We start from the raw sequence: 23365 nt of genomic DNA on the forward strand, positions 1-23365 counted from the left end.
GGGTCCTACGCCTCCGGGATCTCGAACTTGCTGGTGCGCCGCATTCCGGCGGCCCGGCCCTTGCCGGAGATGACCAGGGCCATCTTGCGGCTGGCCTCGTCGATCATCTCGTCGCCGAGCATGGCCGAGCCCTTCTTGCCGCCGGCCTCGGAGGTGTAGTAGTCGTACGCGTCCAGGATCAGCTCGGCGTGGTCGAAGTCCTCCTGCGAGGGGGAGAAGATCTCGTTCGCCGCGGCGACCTGGTCCGGGTGCAGCACCCACTTGCCGTCGAAGCCGAGAGCCGCGGCGCGCTGGGCGACCGCCTTGTAGCCCTCCTGGTTGCGGATCTGGAGGTAGGGGCCGTCGATCGCCTGGAGGTTGTTGGCGCGGGCCGCCATCAGGATGGCCATCAGGATGTAGTGGTACGCGTCGGCGCCGTAGCCGGGCGGCTGCTCGCCGACGACCAGCGACTTCATGTTGATGGAGGCCATGAAGTCGGCCGGGCCGAAGATGATCGTCTCGACGCGGGGGGAGGCCTGCGCGATCGCGTTGACGTTGTTGAGGCCCTGGGCGTTCTCGATCTGCGCCTCGATGCCGATCTTGCCGACCTCGAAGCCCATCGTCTTCTCGATCTGGGTCAGCAGGAGGTCGAGCGCCACGATCTGCTGGGCGTCCTGGACCTTCGGCAGCATGATGCAGTCGAGGTTCTGGCCGGCGCCCTCGACGACGGTGACGACGTCCCGGTACGTCCAGTGGGTCGTCCAGTCGTTGACCCGCACGACCCGCGTCTTGCCGGTCCAGTCGCCCTCGTTGAGGAACTTCACGATCGTGTGCCGCGCCTCGGGCTTGGCGAGCGGCGCGCAGGCGTCCTCCAGGTCGAGGAAGACCTGGTCCGCGGCGAGCCCCTGGGCCTTCTCCAGGAAGCGCGGGTTGGAGCCGGGCACGGCCAGGCAGGAGCGGCGCGGCCGGAGCCGGTTCACGTTCGTCATGCGGGGACCTCCAGAGGGTCGAGCTTGTTCGCTTTCCGGATCTCGTCGACGATACGGCCGATGATCTCCGTGATACCGAAGTCCTTCGGGGTGAAGACGGCGGCCACTCCCGCACGCTTCAGATCCGCGGCGTCGGCGTTCGGGATGATCCCGCCGACGATGACCGGAATATCGGCCGCACCCGCCTCGCGGAGGCGGTCGAGGACGTCCGGGACCAGCTCGGCGTGCGAGCCGGAGAGGATCGACAGACCCACGCAGTGCACGTCCTCGGCGAGGGCCGCGTTGACGATCTGCTCGGGGGTCAGCCGGATCCCCTGGTACACCACCTCGAAACCGGCGTCACGCGCGCGTACGGCGATCTGCTCGGCGCCGTTGGAGTGTCCGTCCAGGCCCGGCTTGCCGACCAGGAGCCGCAGCCGCCCGGCGCCCAGCTCCTCGGCGGTGCGCGCCACCTTCTCCCGTACGAGAGCCATCGGGGTGCCCTCCTCGGCGGTCACGGCGACCGGGGCGGAGGAGACGCCCGTGGGGGCGCGGAACTCGCCGAAGACGTCCCGCAGCGCCCAGGACCACTCGCCGGTGGTGACACCCGCGCGGGCGCACTCCAGCGTCGCCTCGAAGAGGTTCCCGTCGCCCGCGGCGGTCGCCTTGAGCGCGGCCAGCGCCTCCTGGGCGCGGGTCTCGTCGCGGTTGTCCCGCCACTCGTGGAGCTTGGCCACGACACGGGCCTCGTTGGCCGGGTCGACCGTCATGATCGCCGTGTCGAGGTCCGCGGTGAGCGGGTTCTCCTCGGTGGACTGGAAGATGTTGACGCCGACGATCTTCTCCTCGCCGGCCTCGATCCGGGCCCGCCGCTCGGCGTGCGAGGAGACCAGCTGCGACTTGAGGTAGCCGGACTCGACGGCGGCCATCGCGCCGCCCATCTCCTGGATCCGGTCGATCTCGGCCAGGCACTCCTCCACGAGGGAGTCCACCTTGGCCTCGATGACGTGCGAGCCGGCGAAGATGTCCTCGTACTCCAGCAGGTCCGACTCGTGCGCCAGGACCTGCTGGATACGGAGCGACCACTGCTGGTCCCAGGGGCGGGGGAGCCCCAGGGCCTCGTTCCAGGCGGGGAGCTGGACGGCACGCGCGCGTGCGTCCTTGGAGAGCGTCACGGCCAGCATCTCGAGGACGATCCGCTGGACGTTGTTCTCCGGCTGCGCCTCGGTCAGACCGAGCGAGTTGACCTGCACGCCGTAGCGGAAGCGGCGCTGCTTGGCGTCCTCGATGCCGTACCGCTCGCGGGTGATCTTGTCCCAGATGCGGCCGAAGGCGCGCATCTTGCACATCTCCTCGATGAAGCGGACGCCCGCGTTCACGAAGAAGGAGATACGGGCGACCACCTCTCCCCTGCGCTCCTCGGGGACCTGGCCGGAGGCGAAGACCGCGTCGAGAACCGCGATGGCGGTGGACATCGCGTAGGAGATCTCCTGGACCGGAGTGGCTCCCGCTTCCTGCAGGTGGTAGCTGCAGATGTTGATCGGGTTCCACTTCGGGATGTGGTTCACCGTGTAGGTGATCATGTCCGTCGTCAGCCGCAGCGACGGGCCGGGCGGGAAGACGTGCGTCCCGCGCGACAGGTACTCCTTCACGATGTCGTTCTGGGTGGTGCCCTGGAGCCTGGTGACGTCCGCGCCCTGCTCCTCCGCGACCACCTGATAGAGCGCCAGAAGCCACATGGCCGTGGCGTTGATGGTCATCGAGGTGTTCATCTGCTCCAGGGGGATGTCCTGGAACAGCCGGCGCATGTCACCGAGGTGCGAGACCGGGACCCCGACCCGGCCGACCTCGCCGCGGGCGAGGATGTGGTCGGGGTCGTAGCCGGTCTGCGTCGGCAGGTCGAAGGCGACCGAGAGGCCGGTCTGACCCTTGGCCAGGTTGCGCCGGTACAGCTCGTTGGACGCCTCGGCGGTCGAGTGGCCGGCGTACGTCCGCATGAGCCACGGCCGGTCCTTCTGACGCTCTGTCATGGGGAACCTCAGATGTTCCGGAAGCGGTTGATGGCGTCGATGTGCTGGTCCCTCAGCTCCTGGTCGCGCACGCCCATGCCCTCCTCGGGGGCCAGGCACAGCACGCCGACCTTGCCCTGGTGGAGGTTGCGGTGGACGTCGTACGCGGCCTGGCCGGTGTCCTCCAGCGAGTACACCTTCGACAGCGTCGGGTGGATCTTGCCCTTGGCGATCAGGCGGTTGGCCTCCCACGCCTCGCGGTAGTTGGCGAAGTGCGAGCCGATGATCCGCTTCAGCGACATCCACAGGTAGCGGTTGTCGTACTCGTGCATGTAGCCCGAGGTCGAGGCGCAGGTGGTGATGGTGCCGCCCTTGCGGGTGACGTAGACGCTCGCGCCGAAGGTCTCGCGGCCGGGGTGCTCGAAGACGATGTCGATGTCCTCGCCGCCGGTGAGCTCGCGGATGCGCTTGCCGAAGCGCTTCCACTCCTTCGGGTCCTGGGTCTGCTCGTCCTTCCAGAACTTGTAGCCCTCGGCGTTGCGGTCGATGATCGCCTCGGCGCCCATCGAGCGGCAGATCTCCGCCTTCTGGGGGCTGGAGACGACACAGATCGGGTTGGCGCCGCCGGCCAGCGCGAACTGGGTGGCGTACGAGCCGAGCCCGCCGCTGGCGCCCCAGATGAGGACGTTGTCGCCCTGCTTCATGCCGGCGCCGTTGCGGGAGACCAGCTGGCGGTACGCGGTGGAGTTGACGAGGCCGGGGGCCGCCGCCTCCTCCCAGCTGAGGTGGTCGGGCTTCGGCATCAGCTGGTTGGACTTGACGAGCGCGATCTCGGCCAGGCCGCCGAAGTTGGTCTCGAAGCCCCAGATGCGCTGCTCGGGGTCGAGCATCGTGTCGTTGTGGCCGTCCGAGGACTCCAGCTCGACCGAGAGGCAGTGCGCGACGACCTCGTCGCCGGGCTTCCAGGAGTTGACGCCGGGGCCGGTGCGCAGCACGACGCCCGCGAGGTCGGAGCCGATGACGTGGTACGGCAGGTCATGGCGCTTGCTGAGGTCGCTGAGCCGGCCGTAGCGCTCCAGGAAGCCGAAGGTCGACACCGGCTCGAAGATGGAGGTCCAGACCGAGTTGTAGTTCACGGAGCTGGCCATGACGGCCACGAGGGCCTCACCCGGGCCCAGCTCGGGCAGCGCCACGTCGTCGAGGTGGAGCGACTTGCGCGGGTCCTTCTCGAGGCTGGGGAGACCGGCGAACATCTCGGCCTCGTCCTTGTGCACGGTGACGGCGCGGTACGACTCGGGGAGCTTGAGGTTGGCGAAGTCGGCGGACGTGGTCTCCGGCGACTGGATCGCGTCCAGGATTTCCTTCACGGGGTTGCCTCCGGCGGTGCGGCGTCTGAGGGAGACGCTGAGGGGTTACGTCGTGGAGTGCTGCTGTGGAGGTGTGCCGTCGGTTCGGCGGGTGGTGCGGTGGCTGCGCCGGGTGGGCGCGGAGGTTGCCTGTGACGCAGGCGTCCGGGCGCACAATCACGATCGCTTGTGGGGACAGCCGGCGCACGAGGAGACCTCGGCGCGCCGGCCGCCCGGACAACATCAACGTATGGCACCGCGTGTCACCTGACAAGGCACTGCGTGCCAACAATTTCACTCAGATGCGATCCGCCCGTCACACATGAGCGATGATCGATCGAAGGGTGGGACGAAAACGGACGAAGGCCGCCCCCACAGGGGCGGCCTTCGTCGTGTTCTGTGTGCGGCGGGTCAGCTCTTCGCCAGGGCCTGCTGGATGGTGCGCATGACCTCGTCCAGCGGCGCGTCCGTACGCGCCACGGCGATCACCACGTCCTGGGCGGTGGACGCCAGGGCCGCGGTCCCGGCCGGGGCGGAGGGGGCCGTCTGCTGGGCCGGCTGCGGCGCCTGCGCCGGCCGGGCGCCTATGCCGGTGCCGAAGGTCTCCCGGACGATGGCGAAGGCGTGGTCGAGCTGCGCCTCGACATCGCCCTGGCCGCCCGCCCGCAGCCAGCGGCGCAGCACGTGGTTGTGGGCCGTGACCACCGCCGACGCCGCCACCTCGGCGAGCAGCGGGTCGTCGTTGCCGTCGTGGTGGTCGCGCTCGTCGAAGTGGCCGAGGAGATAGCGGGTGAACAGCCGTTCGTAGCGGGCCACCGAGGCGATCTCGCGCTCCCGCAGGGTGGGTACCTCGCGGGTGAGCCGGTAACGCTCCACGGAGACCGCAGGGGACCCCGCGTACATCTTCATGACTTCCTTGATGCCCCGGCAGACCGTGTCCAGCGGGTGCTCGTGCGGCGGCGCGGCGTTCAGTACCGCCTCCGCCCGCACCAGGGTGTCGTCGTGGTCGGGGAAGATCGCCTCTTCCTTCGAGCGGAAGTGGCGGAAGAACGTCCGGCGTGCGACGCCGGCGGCCGCGGCGATCTCGTCGACCGTCGTGGCCTCGTACCCCTTGGTCGCGAACAGCTCCATCGCCGCGGCCGCCAGCTCGCGGCGCATCTTGAGCCGCTGAGCGGCCGCGCGGGTGCCCGCCGTGCTCTCCGTGGAGTCGGAGGCGGACGTGGACGTGGCACGGGGTGACTTCGCGGCCTTGGACATGTCCTGAACGTACTGCATCAGCGCGGGAGTGTGCCCAGGTGGGGGAGGGTCGCCGGGGCCTCCGGAGGTGCCCGGTGGACTCAGCAGCCCTCCCCAGCCCGCGGAGGGCTCAGCGTCGGGCATATTCGCGGAAGCCGCGACCCGTCTTGCGGCCGAGGCAGCCCGCGGCCACCAGGTGCTCGAGCAGCGGCGCCGGAGCCAGGCCCGGGTCGCGGAACTCGCGGTGCAGCACCTTCTCGATCGCGAGGGAGACATCGAGCCCGACGACGTCGAGGAGCTCGAACGGCCCCATCGGGTAGCCGCCGCCCAGCTTCATCGCGGCGTCGATGTCGTCCAGGGAGGCGTAGTGCTCCTGGACCATCTTCACCGCGTTGTTCAGGTACGGGAAGAGCAGCGCGTTCACGATGAAACCGGCCCGGTCGCCGCAGTCCACCGGGTGCTTCCTGATCTTCGCGGTGACCTCGCGGACCGTGGCGTGCACGTCGTCGGCGGTCAGGACCGTCCGGACGATCTCCACCAGCTTCATGGCGGGCGCCGGGTTGAAGAAGTGCATCCCGATGACGTCCTGCGGCCGCGAGGTGGCGCGGGCACAGGCGACGACCGGCAGGGAGGAGGTCGTGGTGGCCAGCACCGCTCCCGGCTTGCAGATCTTGTCCAGGGTCGCGAAGAGCTGCTGCTTGATCTCCAGGTCCTCGGCGACCGCCTCGACGGCGAGGTCGACCTCGGCGAAGGAGTCGAGCGAACCGGCCGGGGTGATCCGCGCCAGCGTCTCGTCGCGGACCTCGCCGGTCATCCGGCCCTTGTCGACCGAACGGGTGAGCGACTTGGCGATCCGGGCCTTGGCGGTGTCGGCCTTCTCCTGCGACCGGGCCGCCAGCACGACCTCGTAACCGGCCTTGGCGAAGACCTCGGCGATGCCCGAGGCCATGGTGCCGGAGCCGGCCACGCCCACGGAGCGGACCTCACGGGTCTTCCGGCCGCTCGTGGCCGAATCCTCCAGCGGCGTCAGCGCGTCCCGGACCACGGTGGCCGAGCCCGGCGCGTCGTACGTGTAGAAGCCGCGGCCCGACTTGCGGCCGGTCAGGCCCGCCTCGCTCAGCTGCTTCAGGATCGGGGCTGGGGCGTGCAGCCGGTCGCCCGACTCGCTGTACATCGCCTCCAGGACGGTCCGCGCGGTGTCGATCCCGACCAGGTCGAGAAGGGCGAGCGGGCCCATCGGCAGACCGCAGCCCAGCCGCATGGCGGCGTCGATGTCCTCACGGGAGGCGTACTTGGCCTCGTACATGGCCGCGGCCTGGTTGAGGTAGCCGAAGAGCAGGCCGTCCGCGACGAACCCGGGGCGGTCGCCGACCGCGACGGGCTCCTTGCCGAGGTCGAGGGCGAGGTCGGTGACGGCCTGCACGGCCTGCGGGGCGGTGAGGACCGAGGAGACGACCTCCACCAGCTTCATCGCCTGGACCGGGGTGAAGAAGTGCAGGCCGAGCACGCGCTCGGGGTGCGCCGAGTCGGCGGCGAGACGGGTGACCGACAGCGCGTTGGTACCGGTGGCGATGATCGCGTCGGGCCGGACGACGGCGTCCAGCGCCCGGAAGACCTCCTGCTTGGCCTCGTACGACTCGGGCACGACCTCGATGACGAGATCGGCGTCGGCCGCCGCGTGGAGGTCGGAGTAGGTACGGAAGCGGGCGAGGACGTCTCGGCGCTCCTCCTCGGTGATCCGCTCACGGCTCACCGCGCGGGCGGTGGAGGCTTCCAGGGCGGCGACGGCCCGCGCCGCGGCGGCGTCGCTGATGTCGATGCCGATGACCTCGCGGCCGGCCCGGGCGAGGACGTCGGCGATGCCCGTGCCCATGGTGCCGAGACCGACGACGGCGATGGTGGAGAGAGGGATGTCCATCAGGGGACTCCAGGGAGGGAAGAGTGACGACTGAGGCGGCAATGCGGGCGCGTAGAGAGCGCGCGGAGGAGAAGCGACGGGCTCTGTCCCGGAGCCACGTCGAAAACTGCCGAACCGACAAACTCGATCCCACAACGGCTGCGTCACCAGGCCGTTGCGAGTGGCGCGGGGGGTGCCCCGCTCACCTGAGATTAACCGGCGAGTAACGAGCGCGCCAGTCCCGGGAAGTTCGGAAAATGTGATCTGGATCGCGGATACGCTGAACGCCATGGATATCGCCCAGGACTCCGAATTCTGCTCGATGATCGATCGATTGCGGAACGAGATCCACGGCGACTCCGAAACGTTCGAAGAACTCGTCGCGGGTGAGGACCCCGGCGATTTCGCGCGCGTTCTCACCGCGCCCGGACAGCCCCTCTGGGCCCGGGAGATCGCCGCCTTCCGGCTCGGCCTCGCGCGGGACCCACGCGCCTTCGAAGCCCTCGTCCTTCTGCTCAACCACCGAGATCCGGAGCGCTGCGTCTCCGCCGCCTACGCGCTGGCGCGGCTCGGCGACCCCCGTACGGCCCGGGCCGCCGCCGCCCTCGCCACCAACGAACTCCGCGTCGCCTACGCCCTCTTGCCGGTCCGTCTGCTCACCGAACTGCGCGCCCCCGAGTCCGTACCGGCCCTGATCACCGTCCTCGAACGGCGGTTGGAGGCCGACGATCCGCACTGGCGGGTCGGCCTCGCCTGCGTCGAGGGCCTGGGAGCGCTCGGCGACGGACGCGCCAAGGACGCGCTGGAGGCGGCCCTTGCGCACCCCCGCCTCGGAGCGGCGGCCCGCCAGGCCCTCGCCCGGCTCGACGGATCGTGAGCAACGCCGAGGCCGTGTCCGCCACGTCTTCAGGAGCTCTGCTCCTCCAGCGCCGGGACGAGCGCGAGCGCCGCGGACGAGACGGAATCCTCCTTCCGTTCCGGGACGAGCGCGAACGCCTCGATCTCGATGAGCAGCTCCGGCCGGACCAGCGCGGAGACCTGGACCGCCGAGCTCGCCGGAAGCGGGGCCCCGCCGAAGGCGGCGTCACGCGCCGCCCTGACCGCCGGGAGGTGGGCGACGTCGGTGACGAAGTACGTCAGCTTCACCACGTCCTCGAAGCCGGCGCCGGCCGAGGCGAGACAGCGGCGCAGGTTCTCGAAGACCTGACGGGCCTGCGCCCCCGGGTCGTCCTCCCCGACGACCGCACCCGAGGCGTCGAGGGAGCACTGGCCGGATATCGCGACGAACCGGCCGGTGCCCCACACGACGTGGCTGTACTGGGGGCTCGGGGCGACCCCCGCCGGGGCGGGCACGTGGGAGAGATGCGTACTCATGTCCGACATCCTCGCCCATGCCACTGACAGTCCCGTCACCGGCGGGGCCGGCGGCGTCCGCTCAGCCGCCGTGTCCGAGGAGCCGGTGCAGGAGGGCGCCGCGCGCCGAGGCGCCGTCGCGGGCCGGGACCCCCTCGGCGGCCGGTCCACCGTCACGCGCCTCCGGCGTCTTCGCCGGCTTCGGCTCCGGCTTCGGCTCCGGGAGCGCCTCGCAGACCGCGTCCGCCTCCGCTCCCGCGGCTGCGCGCGGCACGCGCCCCGTGGAGAAGTAGGCCGCCAGATGCGCGTCCAGGCAGTCGTTCCCGCCGAGCGACACGCCGTGGTTGCCGCCGCCCTGCTCGACCACCAGGCTGGAGCCGCGCACCATCCGGTGCAGCGCCACACCCCCCTCGTACGGGGTCGCCGCGTCGTCCGTCGCCTGGAGGATCAGCATCGGCGGCACCGCGTCGTTCGAGACGTCGAGCGGGGTCAGCGGCTTCACGGGCCAGAACGCGCACGGAGCGTTGTACCAGGCGTTGTTCCAGGCGGAGAACGGCGCCTTCGCGTGCGCCTCCCAGTTGTCCTTGCGCCAGACGTTCCAGTCACGCGGCCACGCCGCGTCCCGGCACTGCACGCCGGTGTAGACGGAGTAGCCGTTGTCGGCCGCGGCGTCAGCCGCCGCCAGGTCCTCGTACGCCTCGGTCAGCGGGCCCGCGTCCTTCCGGTTGACGTACGCCGAGAACGCCTCGGCCAGCCTCGGCCAGTAGCCGTTGTAGTAGCCGCCCGGCAGGAAGGTGTCCTCGAGCTCGCCCGGGCCGACCTTGTCGCCGGCCGGCTCCCGGCCCACCGCGTCGCGCATCCGGTACCAGGCGGCCTCGACCGCCGCGGGGTCCGAGCCCAGCTTGTACGTGGTGTCCTGGCGGGCCACCCAGGCCATGAAGTCCTTGTGCCGGGCGTCGAAGGCGTGGTCCTGCGCGATGTTGTCCTCGTACCAGACGCCCCGCGGATTGACGACGGAGTCGAGGGCGAACCGGCCCACCCGCTGCGGATACAGCCGGGCGTAGACCGCGCCGAGGTACGTGCCGTAGGAGTAGCCCAGGTAGTGGATCCGGGGCGCGCCGACCGCCTCGCGGATCGCGTCCAGGTCCCGGGCCGCGCTGACCGTGTCGATGTACGGCAGTACGTCGGGGTACTTCTTCCCGCACGCCTCCGCGAAGGACCGTGCCCGCTCGACGTTGCTCGTCTCCCCCTTGGCGCCGAGCGGCACGGAGTCCGGCCGCACGGGGTCGAAGTGGCCGGGCCGGCAGTCGAGGGCGGGCTCGCTCTCGCCGACCCCGCGCGGGTCGAAGCCGATCACGTCGTACCGCGCCGCCACCTTCGCGGGCAGCGAGGCCGCCACGAAGCCGGCCATGGCCCGGCCGCTGCCGCCCGGGCCGCCGGGGTTGACGAGCAGCGGCCCCTGGTAGTCCTTCGCGGTGTGCGCGACGCGGGTCAGGGCGAGGGTCACGGTCCGGCCCGCCGGTTCGGCGTGGTTCAGCGGCACCTTCAGGGTGGCGCACTGGAGCCTCGGATACGCCTTGGTGGGGCAGGCGGTCCAGGCGAGCGGGGCGAGGGGACGGGTGGCCGGTTCGGGCCGGGGCTCCGCGGCCGCGGGCAGGACGGTGACCGTCCCGGCGACCAGTGCCCCAGTGGCGATCAGGAGTCCTGCGCGTGGGTTCATAGGGCGTCCGTGCCCGGAACGCGGTGCTGACGGACGTGTTCCGCCGAGAGCTCACCCGATCAGAGGAGGGTGAGCTGGGTCGGCCCCGCGGGCGCGGGTTCTTCCGGTACGGGTTTCCGGCGGGCCGCTCCCCGGCGGGCCGGGCCGATCCCGAACTCGTCGGCGAACTCGTGCACCTGACGGGTGATCCGGCGCTGGTACCAGGTCGGCGCGTAGGCCCCGTCCGCGTACATCCGCTCGTACCGCCCCACCAGGCTGGGATGGTGCTGCCGCAGCCACGCCATGAACCACTCGCGCGCGCCGGGGCGCAGATGCAGTACGAGCGGGGTCACGGACGTCGCGCCGGCGTCGGCGATGGCGCGCACCGTCTCGCGCAGCTGCTCCGGCCGGTCGCCGAGGAAGGGGACGACCGGCGCCATGAGCACCCCGCAGCCGATGCCGTGCTCGCCGAGCGTCCGTACGACGTCCAGGCGCCGCTGCGGCGAGGGCGTGCCGGGTTCGACGGTGCGCCACAGCTCCTGGTCGGTGAAGCCGACCGAGACGGAGATGCCGACCTCGGTCACCTCGGCGGCCCGCACCAGGAGGTCCAGGTCGCGCAGGATCAGGGTGCCCTTGGTGAGGATCGAGAACGGGTTGGCGTGGTCGCGCAGCGCCGCGATGATCCCCGGCATCAGCCGGTAGCGGCCCTCGGCGCGCTGGTAGCAGTCGACGTTGGTGCCCATCGCGATGTGCGCGCCCTGCCAGCGGCGGGAGGCGAGCTGCCTGCGCAGCAGCTCCGGGGCGTTGATCTTGACGACGATCTGGGAGTCGAAGCCGAGGCCGGTGTCGAGGTCCAGATAGCTGTGCGTCTTGCGGGCGAAGCAGTAGACGCACGCGTGCGTGCAGCCGCGGTAGGGGTTGACCGTCCACTCGAACGGCATGCGGGAGGCGCCCGGCACCCGGTTCAGGATCGAGCGGGCCCGTACCTCGTGGAACGTGATTCCCCGGAACTCGGGCGTGTCGAAGGTGCGGGTGGTGACCGCGTCCGTACCGAACAGCGCGATGTCGGCGGGGGCGGCGGGGTCGTCGCCCAGATTGTCCCAGCGCATGGCCGCCTCCTCGATGGCAGTGTCCCGAGCCGCGGTCCCGGCCCTGGCCACAGAATAGAACACATGTTCCCTTGATCGCCGCGTCCCGGATTTGGGGGGCCGGGGCGCAGGTGGTTGGCTGGTCCTCCCACCCCGAGGAACCAAGCTGGAGGAAGTGCAATGGCGCAGGTCGAGGCCACCACGGAGCGGATCATCGCGGCGGACGCGGAGACGGTGTTCGATGCTCTGGCCGACTACACCGGCACGCGCGCGAAGGTGCTGCCGGAGCACTTCAGCGAGTACGAGGTACGGGAGGGCGGCGACGGCGAGGGCACCCTCGTCCACTGGAAGCTCCAGGCGACGAGCAAGCGCGTCCGGGACTGCCTCCTGGAGGTCACCGAGCCCACCGACGGGCAGCTCGTCGAGAAGGACCGCAACTCCTCCATGGTCACCACCTGGACCGTCACCCCCGCCGGCGAAGGCGCCTCGAAGGCCGTCGTCACCACCGTCTGGAACGGCGCCGGAGGCATCGGCGGCTTCTTCGAGAAGACCTTCGCCCCCAAGGGGCTCGCCCGCATCTACGACGCGCTGCTGGCCAACCTGGCCACCCACGTGGAGAAGTAACCTCCACCACGAACACCGCTCACCGATTCGAGTGGTTTCCCCGCGACCCCCGCCAGAGCGCCCCGCGCGCCCAGGGGGCGCGGGGGCTCTCGTAAACGCGCTGATGAGCGCCCCAAGTGCCACCTGCCGCAGGCCTGTTCACGCCCCTGGGCACCACCGATCCGCCCTCCCGTCCGACTTGCTCCCGCTTCGCGCCCAATGCGAAGAATGGCGCGGCGCCGACGCCGTGACGAGGGGAGCAGCATGTGGGTGCGATCGCGATGGTGAAAGCCGCCGAGGACACGACGCCGCTCGTCGAGGGCGATCCGCCGTCCGGCCAGGAACCGCCGCCCGAACCGGCACCGGCCCTCGACCCCCGCCGGGTCCGGCTCGTCTTCTCCGGGCTGATGCTCGCGCTGCTGCTCGCCGCGCTGGAGCAGATGATCGTCGCCACCGCCCTGCCGAAGATCGTCGGCGAACTCCAGGGCCTGGACCGGATGTCCTGGGCGATCACCGCCTACCTCCTCACCGCCACCATCGGCCTGCCCGTCTACGGCAAGCTCGGCGACCTCTTCGGCCGCAAGGGCGTCTTCCTCTTCGCCATCGTGGTCTTCGTCATCGGCTCGGCCCTGGCCGGCTGGTCACGGACCATGGACGAGCTCATCGCCTTCCGGGCCGTGCAGGGCGTCGGAGCCGGCGGCCTCATGATCGGCGTGCAGGCGATCATCGCCGACATCGTCCCGGCCCGGGAACGCGCCCGCTACATGGGCCTCATCGGGGCCGCCTTCGGTCTGGCCTCCGTCGCCGGACCGCTGCTCGGCGGATTCTTCACCGACCACGTCTCCTGGCGCTGGTGCTTCTACTTCAACGTCCCCTTCGGCCTCGTCACCCTCGCCGTCGTCGCCCTCGTCCTCAAGCTCCCCAGGCCCACGGAGCGGGCGCGGCTCGACGTCCTGGGCGCGCTCCTGCTGGCCGCCGCCTCCACCTGCGTGGTCCTGCTGACCAGCTGGGGCGGGACCGAGTACGCGTGGGACTCGCGGGTCGTCATCGGCCTCGGGTGCGGGGCGGCCGTGACCACCCTGCTCTTCCTGGTCGTCGAGCACTTCGCGCCCGAACCCCTCATCCCGCTGCGGTTGTTCCGCGACTCGGTCTTCACCGTCACCAGCCTCGTCGGAGCGGTCGTCGGCATCGCGCTGTTCGGCGCCGCCAGCTATCTGCCGACCTTCCTGCAGATGGTGGAGGGCGCCACCGCCACCGAGTCCGGCCTCCTCATGCTGCCCCTGATGGGCGGGATCGTCGTCGCCTCGATCGTGTCCGGACAGCTCATCAGCCGCACCGGCCACTACCGGATCTACCCGGTGCTCGGCGGCGCCGTCTCCGTCGCCGGCATGTGGCTGCTCTCCCGGATGGAGACGGACACCCCGCGCCTGCACCACAGCGTCTGGCAGGCCGTCCTCGGCGTCGGCATCGGCCTCGTCATGCCGGTCCTCATCCTGGCCGTGCAGAACTCCGTACGCCCCGCCGACCTCGGCACCGCCACGAGCGCCCACAACTACTTCCGCCAGATCGGCGGCAGCGTCGGTGCGGCCGTCTTCGGCACGCTCTTCGCCGCCCGGCTCGACGACGCCCTCGCCGACTCCCTGCCGCGCACGGCGGGAGCGGTCCTGCCCGCCGCCGAATCGATCACTCCGCAGGCGGTGCACGCCCTCCCGCCCGCCCTGCGCGACGCCTACATCCAGGCGTACGCGGACGCGATGCCGCGCATCTTCCTCTACCTCGTGCCGGTCCTCGTGCTCGGCCTCGTTCTCGCCTTCTTCCTCAAGGAGAAACCGCTGGTGTCCCACCCCACCCCCGCCGCCGAGGCCACCGCCGTCCCCCGGGCCAGGAACGCCACCGCCCACCCAACCCCCGCCGGGCTCCCGGTCTGCGGCACCGTCCAGCACCACGACGGCACCCGCGTCCCGCGCGCCGCCCTCACCCTCATCGACGTCCAGGGCCGGCAGATCGGCCGCGGCGGCAGCGGCGAGGACGGGCGGTACGCCCTGAGCGTGCCGGGCGCCGGCTCGTACGTCCTGATCGCCGCGGCCGGCGGGCACCAGCCGCAGGCCGTCTCCGTCACCGTCGGCGAACGCCCCGTCGAGCTCGACGTGGTCCTCGGCGGTGCGGGCCGGCTGGCCGGAACGGTCGTCACCGCCGACGGTTCTCCCGTACGGGACGCGGCGGTCACCCTCACCGACGTACGCGGAGAGGTCGTCGCCTCCACCCGCAGCGGCCGCGACGGCGGTTATGTCATCACCGAACTGGTGGCGGGGGAGTACACGCTGGCCGCCAGCGCCCCCGCCTTCCGGCCCGCCGCCCTCCCGGTGAGCGTGCAGGCCTCCCGCGAGACCCGCCAGGACATCGAGCTGGCGGGCGGCGCGGTGCTGCGCGGCACGGTCCGCGCGGGCGGCGGCCGCCCCGTCGAGGACGCCCGGGTCACCCTCCTCGACGCCGCCGGGAACGTGGTGGACACCCTCACGACCGGCCCGGACGGAACGTTCCGGTTCGTGGACCTGTCCTCCGGCGAGTACACGGTCATCGCCGCCGGCTATCCGCCGGTCGCCACCGTCCTCCAGATGGCAGGCGGCGGACGCACCGAACGCGACCTGCAGCTCGGCCACGAGGACTGACCCGCCGCCGGCGGCCCGGGCGGGCGTCACACGTCCACTCCACCGACACTTGTCCACAGGGGTGGTCGTGCCGCCGGTCGCCGCGTACGGTTTCCAGGCATGAAGATCCTGATCAGCGCCGACATGGAAGGCGCCACCGGCGTCACCTGGCCCGCCGACGTGCTGCCGGGGACACCGCAGTGGGAGCGGTGCCGGTCCATGTTCACCTCCGACGTGAACGCGGCGGTGCTCGGCTTCTTCGACGGCGGCGCCGACGAGGTGCTCGTCAACGAGGCGCACTGGACGATGCGGAACCTGCTCCTCGAACGGCTCGACGAGCGGGCCGAGATGCTCACCGGCCGGCACAAGTCCCTCTCCATGGTGGAGGGCGCGCAGCACGGCGACGTCGACGGCATTGCCTTCGTCGGCTATCACACCGGCGCGGGCGCCGAGGGTGTGCTCGCCCACACCTATCTCGCCAACTCCATCACCGGTGTGTGGCTGAACGGCGAGCGGGCGAGCGAGGGGCTGCTCAACGCCCATGTGGTGGCGGAGTACGGCGTGCCGGTCGTCCTCGTCACCGGGGACGACCTGACCTGCGAGGACGCCCTGGGGTACGCGCCCGAGGCGCACAAGGTCGCGGTCAAGGACCATGTCTCGCGGTATGCGGCGGTGTGCCGCCCGCCGACCCGTACGGCCGCCGAGATCCGGGCGGCGGCCAAGGCGGCGGCGGCCCTCGCCGTACGGCACGAGCCGGTGCGGGGCGGACCGTTCACGGTGGAGCTGGAGTTCGACGCCGAGCATCTCGCGGCCGCCGCCACGGTGGTGCCCGGCACGGCACGGAGCGGCGAACGCCGCGTCGCGTACACCAGCGAGACGATGTACGAAGGCATTCGCACGTTCAAGGCGGTCACGACCATCGTCTCGGCCGCCGTGGAGGAGCAGTATGGATGAGCCGACCCAGCGGCCGGACGCCGCGGCCCTCGACGAGGTGGTGACCTTCACCTCCGAGCTGATCCGGATCGACACCACCAACAGGGGCGGTGGGGACTGCCGGGAACGGCCCGCGGCCGAGTACGTCGCCGAACGCCTCGCCGCCATCGGCCTCGAACCCGCCCTCCTGGAGCGGACGCCCGGCCGCACCAACGTGGTGGCCCGGATCGAGGGCACCGATCCGTCCGCCGACGCCCTGCTCGTCCACGGCCATCTGGACGTGGTCCCGGCCGAGCCCGCCGACTGGGCCGTGCACCCCTTCTCCGGCGAGGTCCGCGACGGAGTGGTGTGGGGGCGCGGGGCCGTGGACATGAAGAACATGGACGCGATGGTGCTCGCCGTGGTCCGTTCCTGGGCCCGCCAGGGCATCCGGCCGCGCCGCGACATCGTCCTCGCGTACACCGCCGACGAGGAGGCCAGCGCCGAGGACGGCTCGGGCTACCTCGCCGACCAGCACCCCGGCCTATTCGAAGGCTGCACGGAAGGCATCAGCGAATCCGGGGCGTTCAGCTTCCACCCGCACCCCGGCATGACGCTCTACCCGATCGCGGCCGGCGAGCGCGGCACGGCCTGGATCAAGCTGACCGCCCACGGCCGGGCCGGACACGGCTCCAAGGTGAACACCGCCAACGCCGTCACCCGGCTCGCCGCCGCCGTCGCCCGCATCGGCGACCACCCGTGGCCGGTCCGTCTCACGCGGACCGTACGGGCCGCGCTCACCGAACTGGCCGCGCTGCACGGCATCGAGGCGGACGTCTCCGCCGACGGCTCCGACGTCGACCGGCTCCTGGAGAAGCTCGGCCCGGCCGCCGCCCTGGTCGAGCCGACCGTCCGCAACAGCGCCAACCCCACGATGCTGGACGCCGGTTACAAGGTGAACGTCATCCCGGGCCACGCCGTCGCCTATGTCGACGGCCGTATGCTGCCCGGCGGCGAGGAGGAGTTCTCCGCGACGATGGACCTGCTCACCGGGCCCGACGTGGAGTGGGAGTTCCACCACCGCGAGGTCCCCCTGGAAGCCCCCGTCGACTCCCCGACCTTCGCCAAGCTGCGGGCCGCCGTGGAGCACTTCGACCCGGCCGGCCATGTCGTGCCGTTCGCCATGTCCGGAGGCACCGACGCCAAGCAGTTCTCCCGGCTCGGGATCACCGGCTACGGCTTCTCCCCGCTGAAGCTCCCCCCGGAGCTGGACTACGGCGCACTGTTCCACGGCGTCGACGAGCGCGTCCCCGTCGACGCGCTCCACTTCGGCGTCCGCGTCCTCGACCACTATCTCCGGTCCGCGTGAAGGGGAGTCGGCATGGTACCCACGGGCCCCTACGGCAGCTGGCCCTCGCCCATCGGCGCCGCGCTGGCCGCCGCCCGCGACGGTCGCCCCGAGTATCTCGGGGCCGTCGGCGAGGAGCTGTGGTGGACGGAGCCGCGCCCCACCGAGGGCGGCCGGCGCACTCTGATGCGCCGCAGGGCCGACGGAGCCGAGGAACAGGCCCTGCCTCTCCCGTGGAACGTACGCACCCGGGTGATCGAGTACGGCGGGCAGCCCTGGGCGGGACACGCACGGGAGGCAGGCGGCCCCCTGATCGTCTTCGCCCACTTCCCCGACCAGCGGCTGTACGCCTACGAGCCGGACGGCGACGGCGACCTGGCCGCCCCCCGGCCGCTCACGCCCGTCTCCGCGATCGGCGGCGGGCTGCGCTGGGCGGACCCCGTGATCCGCCCCGAGCGGGGCGAGGTCTGGTGCGTCCTGGAGGAGTTCACCGGGCCCGCGCCGACCGATGTGCGCCGGGTCCTGGCCGCCGTCCCCCTGGACGGATCGGCGGAGGCCGACCGGTCGGCGGTCCGTGAACTGACCGACGACCGCCACCGTTTCGTCACCGGGCCCCGGCTCTCCCCGGACGGCCGGCGGGTCGCCTGGATCGGCTGGGACCACCCCCGGATGCCCTGGGACGGTACGGAGGTCCTGCTCGCCGACGTCACGCCCGACGGCGCCTTCGCGGACGTCCGGTCCGTCGCCGGCGGGCCCGAGGAGTCGGTGCCGCAGGTCGGCTGGACCGCCGACGGGCGGCTGCTGCACCTCAGCGACCGCAGCGGCTGGTGGAACCTCTACCGCACGGGCCCGGACGGCGAGCCGGTCGCCCTGTGCCCCCGCGCCGAGGAGTTCGGCGGCCCCCTGTGGAAGATCGGCCTCAGCTGGTTCCAGCCCCTGGAGAACGGCCTGGTGGCCGTCGTCCACGGCAAGGGGGCGACCGCCCTCGGGATACTCGACCCGGACAGCGGCGAGCTCGTCGACGCCGCGGGCCCCTGGACCGAATGGGCCCCCGCCCTCGCCGCGCACGGCACCCGGGTCGTCGGCGTCGCCGCCAGCCCCCGCAGCGGCTACGAGATCGTGGAGCTCGACACCGGTACCGGACGCGCCAGGGTCGTCGGCTCGGCCCACGACGACCCGGTCGACCCGGCGTACTACCCCGAGCCCCAGATCCGTACCTTCACCGGACCCGACAACCGCGAGATCCACGCCCACGTCTACCCGCCGCACAGTCCGGACCGGATCGGCCCCGCCGAGGAACTGCCGCCCTATGTGGTGTGGGCGCACGGCGGACCGACCGGGCACGCCCCCCTCGTCCTCGATCTGGAGATCGCCTACTTCACCTCCCGGGGGATCGGCGTCGCCGAGGTCAACTACGGCGGCTCGACCGGATACGGCCGGGAGTACCGCGAACGGCTGCGCGAACAGTGGGGCGTCGTCGACGTGGAGGACTGTGCCGCCGTGGCCGAGGCGCTCGCCTCCGAGGGCACCGCCGATCCGGCACGGCTCGCGATCCGCGGCGGCAGCGCCGGCGGCTGGACCACCGCCGCCTCCCTGGCCGGCAGCGACCTCTACGCCTGCGGCACGATCATCTACCCCATCCTCGATGTCCTCGGCTGGGCCACCGGCGAGACCCACGACTTCGAATCCCGCTATCCGGAGTCGCTGATAGGCCCGCTCACCGAGGTCCCGGCGCGCTACCGGGAACGCTCGCCGCTCCACCGTGTCGAGCGGATCTCCGCTCCGTTCCTGCTGCTCCAAGGGCTCGACGACGTGATCTGCCCGCCCGCGCAGAGCGAGCGGTTCCTGGCCGCGATCGCCGGGCGGGGCGTCCCGCACGCCTACCTCGCCTTCGAGGGCGAGAGCCACGGCTTCCGGCGCGCCGAGACGATGATCCGGGCCCTGGAGGCCGAACTCTCCCTGTACGCCCAGGCCTTCGGCATCGACCGGCCGGACGTCCCGCTCCTGGAGCTGCGGAAGTGACGGCCGCCCGGGGGGCGCCGACGGCCCCCGCGGGGGTGAGGGCGCTGACCCGGCCCGCCCGGCTGCGCCCCGGGGCCCGCGTGGCGGTCGTCGCGCCCAGCGGTCCCGTACCCGAGGAGCGGCTCGCGGACGGCCTCGACATCCTGCGCGGCTGGGAGCTTGAGCCGGTGGTGGCCCCCCATGTCCTGGACCGGCACCCGGAGCTGGACTTCCTCGCCGGTACGGACGCGGCGCGCGCCCGGGACCTCCAGGAGGCCTGGTGCGACCCCGGCGTGTCGGCGGTGATCTGCGCCCGGGGCGGCTACGGCGTCCAGCGGATGGTGGACCTGCTCGACTGGCCGGCGATCCGGGCGGCCGGTCCCAAGGTCTTCGTCGGCTACAGCGACATCACCGCCCTGCACGAGGCCTTCGCGGTGCGCGCGGGGCTCGCCACCCTGCACGGGCCGATGGTCGCGGCGGGGACCTTCCTCAAGGACCTGCGCACCCAGGAGTCGCTGCGGGCCACGCTGTTCGAGCCCGAGTCGGTACGCACGCTCGGCCTGGAGACCGCGAGGCCGCTGGTGCCGGGCCGGGCCCGCGGCGTCACCCTCGGCGGATGCGTCAGCCTTCTCGCCGCCGACCTGTCCACCCCGCACGCCCGCCCCTCGGCCCGGGGCGGCCTGCTGCTCCTGGAGGACGTGGGGGAGGAGCCGTACCGCCTGGACCGCGTCCTCACCCAACTGCTGCGCTCCGGGTGGCTGGACGGGGTCGCGGCCGTCGGCCTGGGTTCCTGGGCCGAGTGCGGGCCGTACGAGGAGGTCCGCGCGGTCCTTGCCGACCGGCTCGGCGGCCTGGGTGTCCCGGTGGTGGAGGAGATGGGCTTCGGGCACGGCGAGACGGCGCTGACCGTCCCGCTCGGGGTGCCGGGGGTGCTGGACGCCGGGTCGGGGACGCTCACCCTGGACGTGCCCGCGCTGACCTGAACCAGGCCCGGCCTCCGGCCGCGCTGAACCGGACTCCGCTGAGGCCTCCGGCCGCGCTGAACCGGACTCCACTGAGGCCTCCCGCATCGCTGAGCCGGCCTCCGCTCGGGCCTCCCGCATCGCTGAGCCGCAGCCGCTCGACCCGCCCGCGCTGAGCCGACCCCGCTCAACCCGGCCGCGTGGTGCCGAACCCTCCTCGGCGCCGCCCGCGCACCTTTACTGAATCTCCGTCAACGACCCTTGTCCCAGGCGTTGACGCGGCTATGACAGGCGCCCCACCATGGGCGCTGCCCCGTACTGACCAGTCGGTAAGCCGAGGGGCCCGTGCCGTTCATGTGTCCTCAGCGTGGAGGTCTCCGTGTCCCGTGCCCTGCCCCGACCCCGAAAAGCCCTCGCCCTGGTGGCCGGTACGGCGCTGGCGGCGCCGCTCGCGTTCGCGGGACCGGCACAGGCGGCCGAGCCCGGCGCGTACACCGTCACCCCGCTGACGTTCACCGTCGAGGCCGGCGGCCGCAGCTGTGTCGTCGACGCCGACCTCTACCGGCCCGCCGGAGTGGACGCCGACAATCCGGCGCCCGCGGTCCTCGCCACCAACGGCTTCGGCGGGAGCAAGGCGGACGGGTCCACCGACGCCATCGGCAAGGCCTTCGCCGCCCGCGGCTTCGTCGGGCTCGTCTACTCCGGCCTCGGCTTCGGCCGGTCCGGCTGTCTGATATCCCTCGACGACCCGCGCATCGACGGACAGGCCGCCTCCCGGCTCGTCGACTTCCTCGGCGGCGCCCGAGCCGCCGACGACGGGACCCGGGCCGACTTCGTCCTGCGCGACGGGGCCGCCGACCCCCGGGTCGGCATGATCGGCGGCTCCTACGGCGGCGCGATCCAGCTCGCCACCGCCTCCTTCGACCCCCGGCTCGACGCCCTCGTCCCGCTCATCACCTGGAACGACCTCGCCTACTCCCTCGCCCCCAACAGCGCCGACCGCGCGACCCCCGGCGTCTTCAAGTGGCAGTGGGCCAACGGCTTCTACCTCATGGGCGAGGGCCAGCCCCTGCTCGCGCCGTCCCTCGACCCCAGCCGGATCAACTCCCTGCGCTGTCTGCACTTCGTCACCGACGCCTGCGACACCATGCGGCTGCTCAACTCCGGTCGCTACCCGGACGCCGAGACGCGGAAGATGCTCGACTTCGCCCGGAGCGTCTCCCCGGTGTCCTACCTCGACCGGGTCAAGGCGCCCACCCTGATCGTCCAGGGCCAGTCCGACAGCCTCTTCACCCTCAACGAGGCCCAGGACACCTACGAACGCCTGGAGGCGCGCGGCGTCGACACCAAGATGATCTGGCAGTCCTGGGGACACAGCGGCGGCATCACCGATCCGGCGGCCGGCGAACTCGACCTCGGGCAGGGCAACCTGGAGACCAGCTACGTGGGCCGGCGTGTGCTGGCGTGGTTCGACCGGTATCTCCTGGGCGACCGGAAGGCCGACACCGGGCCCGAGTTCGCCTACTACCGCGACTGGCGGAGCGGCTACGGCACCGCCGCGCGGGTGCCCGGCCTCAGCCAGCGGCTCTACCTCTCCGGGGACGGCAAGCTCGTCGACAACCGGGCCAAGGTCGCCCGGGGCTCACGTCAGTACACCAACTGGCCGGTGCCGACGAGCCACTCGGAGGCCTCGCTCGCCGGCCTGATCGGACTGCCCGACCCCCAGCCGTACGACACCCGGGGCACCTACCTCGGCTGGACCAGTGCCCCGCTCACCGCGCCCGTCGACGTCGTCGGCGCGCCGAGGGCCACACTCCGGGTCGTCTCCCCGCAGACCGAGCGCGTCCAGGGCTCCGGCGACGCCGCCGACAAGCTCGTCCTCTTCGCCAAGATCTACGACATCGCCCCGGACGGGAAGAAGACCCTGGTCAACCGGCTCGTCGCGCCGGTTCGGGTGCCCGACGCCACCCGGCCGTTCACGGTCGAGCTGCCGGGGATCGTGCACCGTTACGAGACGGGCCACCGGCTGGAGTTCGTCATCGCCGCAAGCGACACGGCGTACCTGGGCAACCGGGGCGTCAAGCCGGTGACCGTCACCAGCGCCCCCGAGGACACGGGGACACTGGAACTGCCGGTCGTCGACGGCCGGGTCGGCTGAGCCCGTCCGGCCCTGACCCGACGCGGGCTTCAGGACATGACCTCAAGGGCCGCGTAGCCCGGGCGGACCACCTCGTCGATCAGCCGCTGCCGCTCCGGCAGCGGCAGGAAGGCGGCGTCGAGCGCGGCGACGGTGAACTCCTCGAAGACCTCCGGGCCGTACCCGAAGGCGTCCACCATGTGCTGGAACTCCTCACTCATGGTGGTGCCGGAGACCAGACGGTTGTCGGTGTTGAGGGTGATCCGGAAGCCGAGCCGGCGCAGCTCGTCGATCGGGTGCGAGGCGTAGTCCTTGGCGGCACCCGTCTGGAGGTTGGAGGTCGGGCAGACCTCCAGGGCGATGCGGTTGTCACGGACGTACGAGGCGAGAGGGCCCAGGGTGCCGTCCTCGGCGATGTCGTCCGTGATCCGCACCCCGTGGCCGATCCGCTCGGCGCCGCAGACCTGGACGGCCTCGTGGATCGACTCCGCGCCGACCGCCTCGCCCGCGTGGATGGTGAAGTGGCAGTTGTTCCGCTTCAGGTGCTGGAAGGCGGGGAGGTGGCGGGCCGGCGGGTTGCCGATCTCGCCGCCCGCGATGTCGAAGCCGGCCACGCCGTTCTCCCGGTGGGCGACGGTGAGCCGCGCGATCTCCAGCGAGCGGTCGGTGTGCCGCATGCCGGTGAGCAGGGTGCGGACGGTGATCCGGCCGCCGGAGCGGCGCTCGCCCTCGCGGAAGCCGTCGTTGACCGCCTCGACGACCTCGTCGAGGCTCAGCCCGCCCTCCAGGTGCTGCTCGGGGGCGTAGCGGATCTCGGCGTAGACGACCCCGTCCGCCGCCAGGTCCTCGGCGCACTCGGCCGCGATCCGCTCCAGGGCGGAGCGGGTCTGCATCACCGCGCAGGTGTGGGCGAAGGTCTCCAGGTACCGCTCCAGCGAACCGGAGTCAGCGGCGTCCCGGAACCAGACCGCGAGCTCGGCCGGGTCCTCGGTCGGCAGCGCGGTGTAGCCGCACTCACGCGCCAGCTCGACGATCGTGGCGGGGCGCAGCCCGCCGTCGAGGTGGTCGTGGAGAACGGCCTTCGGGGCCCGCCTGATCCACTCGGAGACGGCGGGCGCGGAGGGTGCGGCGGAGTTGTCAGACAAGTGCATGGCGGGGAAGTGTACGCCAAGCCCGGCC

At 71.9% G+C, this 23365-nt stretch carries 17 protein-coding genes; 8 read left to right on the forward strand and 9 right to left on the reverse strand.

Features of this window, described 5'->3' with window-relative positions:
• Positions 1-5: 5 nt before the first annotated feature.
• The 5 genes from ACWDX6_RS14970 to ACWDX6_RS14990 all read right to left on the reverse strand — a co-directional run bounded on the left by ACWDX6_RS14970 (position 6) and on the right by ACWDX6_RS14990 (position 7456).
• Positions 6-968 (reverse strand): HpcH/HpaI aldolase/citrate lyase family protein, encoded by a 963-nt coding sequence (locus tag ACWDX6_RS14970; RefSeq protein ID WP_451485357.1) that lies wholly within the window; start codon positions 966-968, stop codon positions 6-8.
• The gene (locus tag ACWDX6_RS14975; RefSeq protein WP_451485358.1) at positions 965-2977 is read right to left on the reverse strand and encodes a protein meaA; all 2013 of its coding nucleotides are present in this window, start codon (positions 2975-2977) and stop codon (positions 965-967) included. Before ACWDX6_RS14975 ends, ACWDX6_RS14970 begins: the two co-directional genes overlap by 4 nt.
• Positions 2978-2985: 8 nt before the next feature.
• On the reverse strand, positions 2986-4323 hold the full coding sequence (gene ccrA, locus ACWDX6_RS14980) for a crotonyl-CoA carboxylase/reductase (protein ID WP_451485359.1): 1338 nt from the start codon (positions 4321-4323) through the stop codon (positions 2986-2988).
• 390 nt (positions 4324-4713) lie between these two features.
• A complete protein-coding gene (locus tag ACWDX6_RS14985) occupies positions 4714-5559 on the reverse strand; it encodes a TetR family transcriptional regulator (protein WP_451485394.1) in 846 nt (281 codons plus the stop codon).
• 109 nt (positions 5560-5668) lie between these two features.
• Positions 5669-7456, reverse strand: coding sequence for a 3-hydroxyacyl-CoA dehydrogenase family protein (locus ACWDX6_RS14990; protein WP_451485360.1), 1788 nt, complete (start codon positions 7454-7456; stop codon positions 5669-5671).
• A 268-nt stretch (positions 7457-7724) separates the two neighbouring features.
• Between ACWDX6_RS14990 and ACWDX6_RS14995 the strand changes: the two genes are divergently transcribed.
• Positions 7725-8312, forward strand: coding sequence for a HEAT repeat domain-containing protein (locus ACWDX6_RS14995; protein ID WP_451485361.1), 588 nt, complete (start codon positions 7725-7727; stop codon positions 8310-8312).
• Between the two features lie 29 nt (positions 8313-8341).
• On the opposite strand, the gene ACWDX6_RS15000 is transcribed toward ACWDX6_RS14995, so the two are convergent.
• The 3 genes from ACWDX6_RS15000 to ACWDX6_RS15010 form a co-directional block, all read right to left on the reverse strand.
• On the reverse strand, positions 8342-8809 hold the full coding sequence (locus tag ACWDX6_RS15000) for a RidA family protein (protein WP_451485362.1): 468 nt from the start codon (positions 8807-8809) through the stop codon (positions 8342-8344).
• 61 nt (positions 8810-8870) lie between these two features.
• A complete protein-coding gene (locus ACWDX6_RS15005) occupies positions 8871-10508 on the reverse strand; it encodes an alpha/beta hydrolase (protein ID WP_451485363.1) in 1638 nt (545 codons plus the stop codon).
• A 59-nt stretch (positions 10509-10567) separates the two neighbouring features.
• Complete coding sequence (locus tag ACWDX6_RS15010) at positions 10568-11596, reverse strand: Rv2578c family radical SAM protein (RefSeq protein WP_451485364.1); 1029 nt, start codon at positions 11594-11596, stop codon at positions 10568-10570.
• A 159-nt stretch (positions 11597-11755) separates the two neighbouring features.
• Between ACWDX6_RS15010 and ACWDX6_RS15015 the strand changes: the two genes are divergently transcribed.
• From ACWDX6_RS15015 to ACWDX6_RS15045, 7 genes are all read left to right on the forward strand, one after another.
• A complete protein-coding gene (locus ACWDX6_RS15015; protein WP_451485365.1) occupies positions 11756-12199 on the forward strand; it encodes an SRPBCC family protein in 444 nt (147 codons plus the stop codon).
• Positions 12200-12444: 245 nt separating this feature from the next.
• Complete coding sequence (locus ACWDX6_RS15020; protein WP_451485366.1) at positions 12445-14847, forward strand: MFS transporter; 2403 nt, start codon at positions 12445-12447, stop codon at positions 14845-14847.
• 99 nt (positions 14848-14946) lie between these two features.
• Positions 14947-15780 (forward strand): M55 family metallopeptidase, encoded by an 834-nt coding sequence (locus ACWDX6_RS15025; protein WP_451485367.1) that lies wholly within the window; start codon positions 14947-14949, stop codon positions 15778-15780.
• Positions 15773-17107, forward strand: coding sequence for a M20/M25/M40 family metallo-hydrolase (locus ACWDX6_RS15030; RefSeq protein WP_451485368.1), 1335 nt, complete (start codon positions 15773-15775; stop codon positions 17105-17107). Before ACWDX6_RS15025 ends, ACWDX6_RS15030 begins: the two co-directional genes overlap by 8 nt.
• A 12-nt stretch (positions 17108-17119) precedes the next feature.
• Positions 17120-19108, forward strand: a complete 1989-nt coding sequence (locus ACWDX6_RS15035) for a dipeptidyl-peptidase 5 (protein ID WP_451485369.1) — start codon at positions 17120-17122, stop codon at positions 19106-19108.
• Positions 19105-20070 (forward strand): S66 peptidase family protein, encoded by a 966-nt coding sequence (locus tag ACWDX6_RS15040; RefSeq protein WP_451485370.1) that lies wholly within the window; start codon positions 19105-19107, stop codon positions 20068-20070. Before ACWDX6_RS15035 ends, ACWDX6_RS15040 begins: the two co-directional genes overlap by 4 nt.
• A gap of 358 nt (positions 20071-20428) precedes the next feature.
• The gene (locus ACWDX6_RS15045; protein WP_451485371.1) at positions 20429-22207 is read left to right on the forward strand and encodes a CocE/NonD family hydrolase; all 1779 of its coding nucleotides are present in this window, start codon (positions 20429-20431) and stop codon (positions 22205-22207) included.
• Between the two features lie 29 nt (positions 22208-22236).
• On the opposite strand, the gene ACWDX6_RS15050 is transcribed toward ACWDX6_RS15045, so the two are convergent.
• The gene (locus tag ACWDX6_RS15050) at positions 22237-23337 is read right to left on the reverse strand and encodes an adenosine deaminase (protein WP_451485372.1); all 1101 of its coding nucleotides are present in this window, start codon (positions 23335-23337) and stop codon (positions 22237-22239) included.
• Positions 23338-23365 lie beyond the last annotated feature (28 nt).

It is taken from the genome of Streptomyces sp. NPDC003027 (assembly GCF_053591435.1).

Bases quoted from the DNA above. Each gene is read 5' to 3' on its own strand.
- ACWDX6_RS14970 (WP_451485357.1), bottom strand. From the start codon at position 968: ATGACGAACGTGAACCGGCTCCGGCCGCGCCGCTCCTGCCTGGCCGTG.
- ACWDX6_RS14975 (WP_451485358.1), bottom strand. From the start codon at position 2,977: ATGACAGAGCGTCAGAAGGACCGGCCGTGGCTCATGCGGACGTACGCC.
- ACWDX6_RS14985 (WP_451485394.1), bottom strand. From the start codon at position 5,559: ATGTCCAAGGCCGCGAAGTCACCCCGTGCCACGTCCACGTCCGCCTCC.
- ACWDX6_RS14990 (WP_451485360.1), bottom strand. From the start codon at position 7,456: ATGGACATCCCTCTCTCCACCATCGCCGTCGTCGGTCTCGGCACCATG.
- ACWDX6_RS14995 (WP_451485361.1), top strand. From the start codon at position 7,725: ATGGATATCGCCCAGGACTCCGAATTCTGCTCGATGATCGATCGATTG.
- ACWDX6_RS15000 (WP_451485362.1), bottom strand. From the start codon at position 8,809: ATGAGTACGCATCTCTCCCACGTGCCCGCCCCGGCGGGGGTCGCCCCG.
- ACWDX6_RS15005 (WP_451485363.1), bottom strand. From the start codon at position 10,508: ATGAACCCACGCGCAGGACTCCTGATCGCCACTGGGGCACTGGTCGCC.
- ACWDX6_RS15010 (WP_451485364.1), bottom strand. From the start codon at position 11,596: ATGCGCTGGGACAATCTGGGCGACGACCCCGCCGCCCCCGCCGACATC.
- ACWDX6_RS15015 (WP_451485365.1), top strand. From the start codon at position 11,756: ATGGCGCAGGTCGAGGCCACCACGGAGCGGATCATCGCGGCGGACGCG.
- ACWDX6_RS15025 (WP_451485367.1), top strand. From the start codon at position 14,947: ATGAAGATCCTGATCAGCGCCGACATGGAAGGCGCCACCGGCGTCACC.
- ACWDX6_RS15030 (WP_451485368.1), top strand. From the start codon at position 15,773: ATGGATGAGCCGACCCAGCGGCCGGACGCCGCGGCCCTCGACGAGGTG.
- ACWDX6_RS15035 (WP_451485369.1), top strand. From the start codon at position 17,120: ATGGTACCCACGGGCCCCTACGGCAGCTGGCCCTCGCCCATCGGCGCC.
- ACWDX6_RS15050 (WP_451485372.1), bottom strand. From the start codon at position 23,337: ATGCACTTGTCTGACAACTCCGCCGCACCCTCCGCGCCCGCCGTCTCC.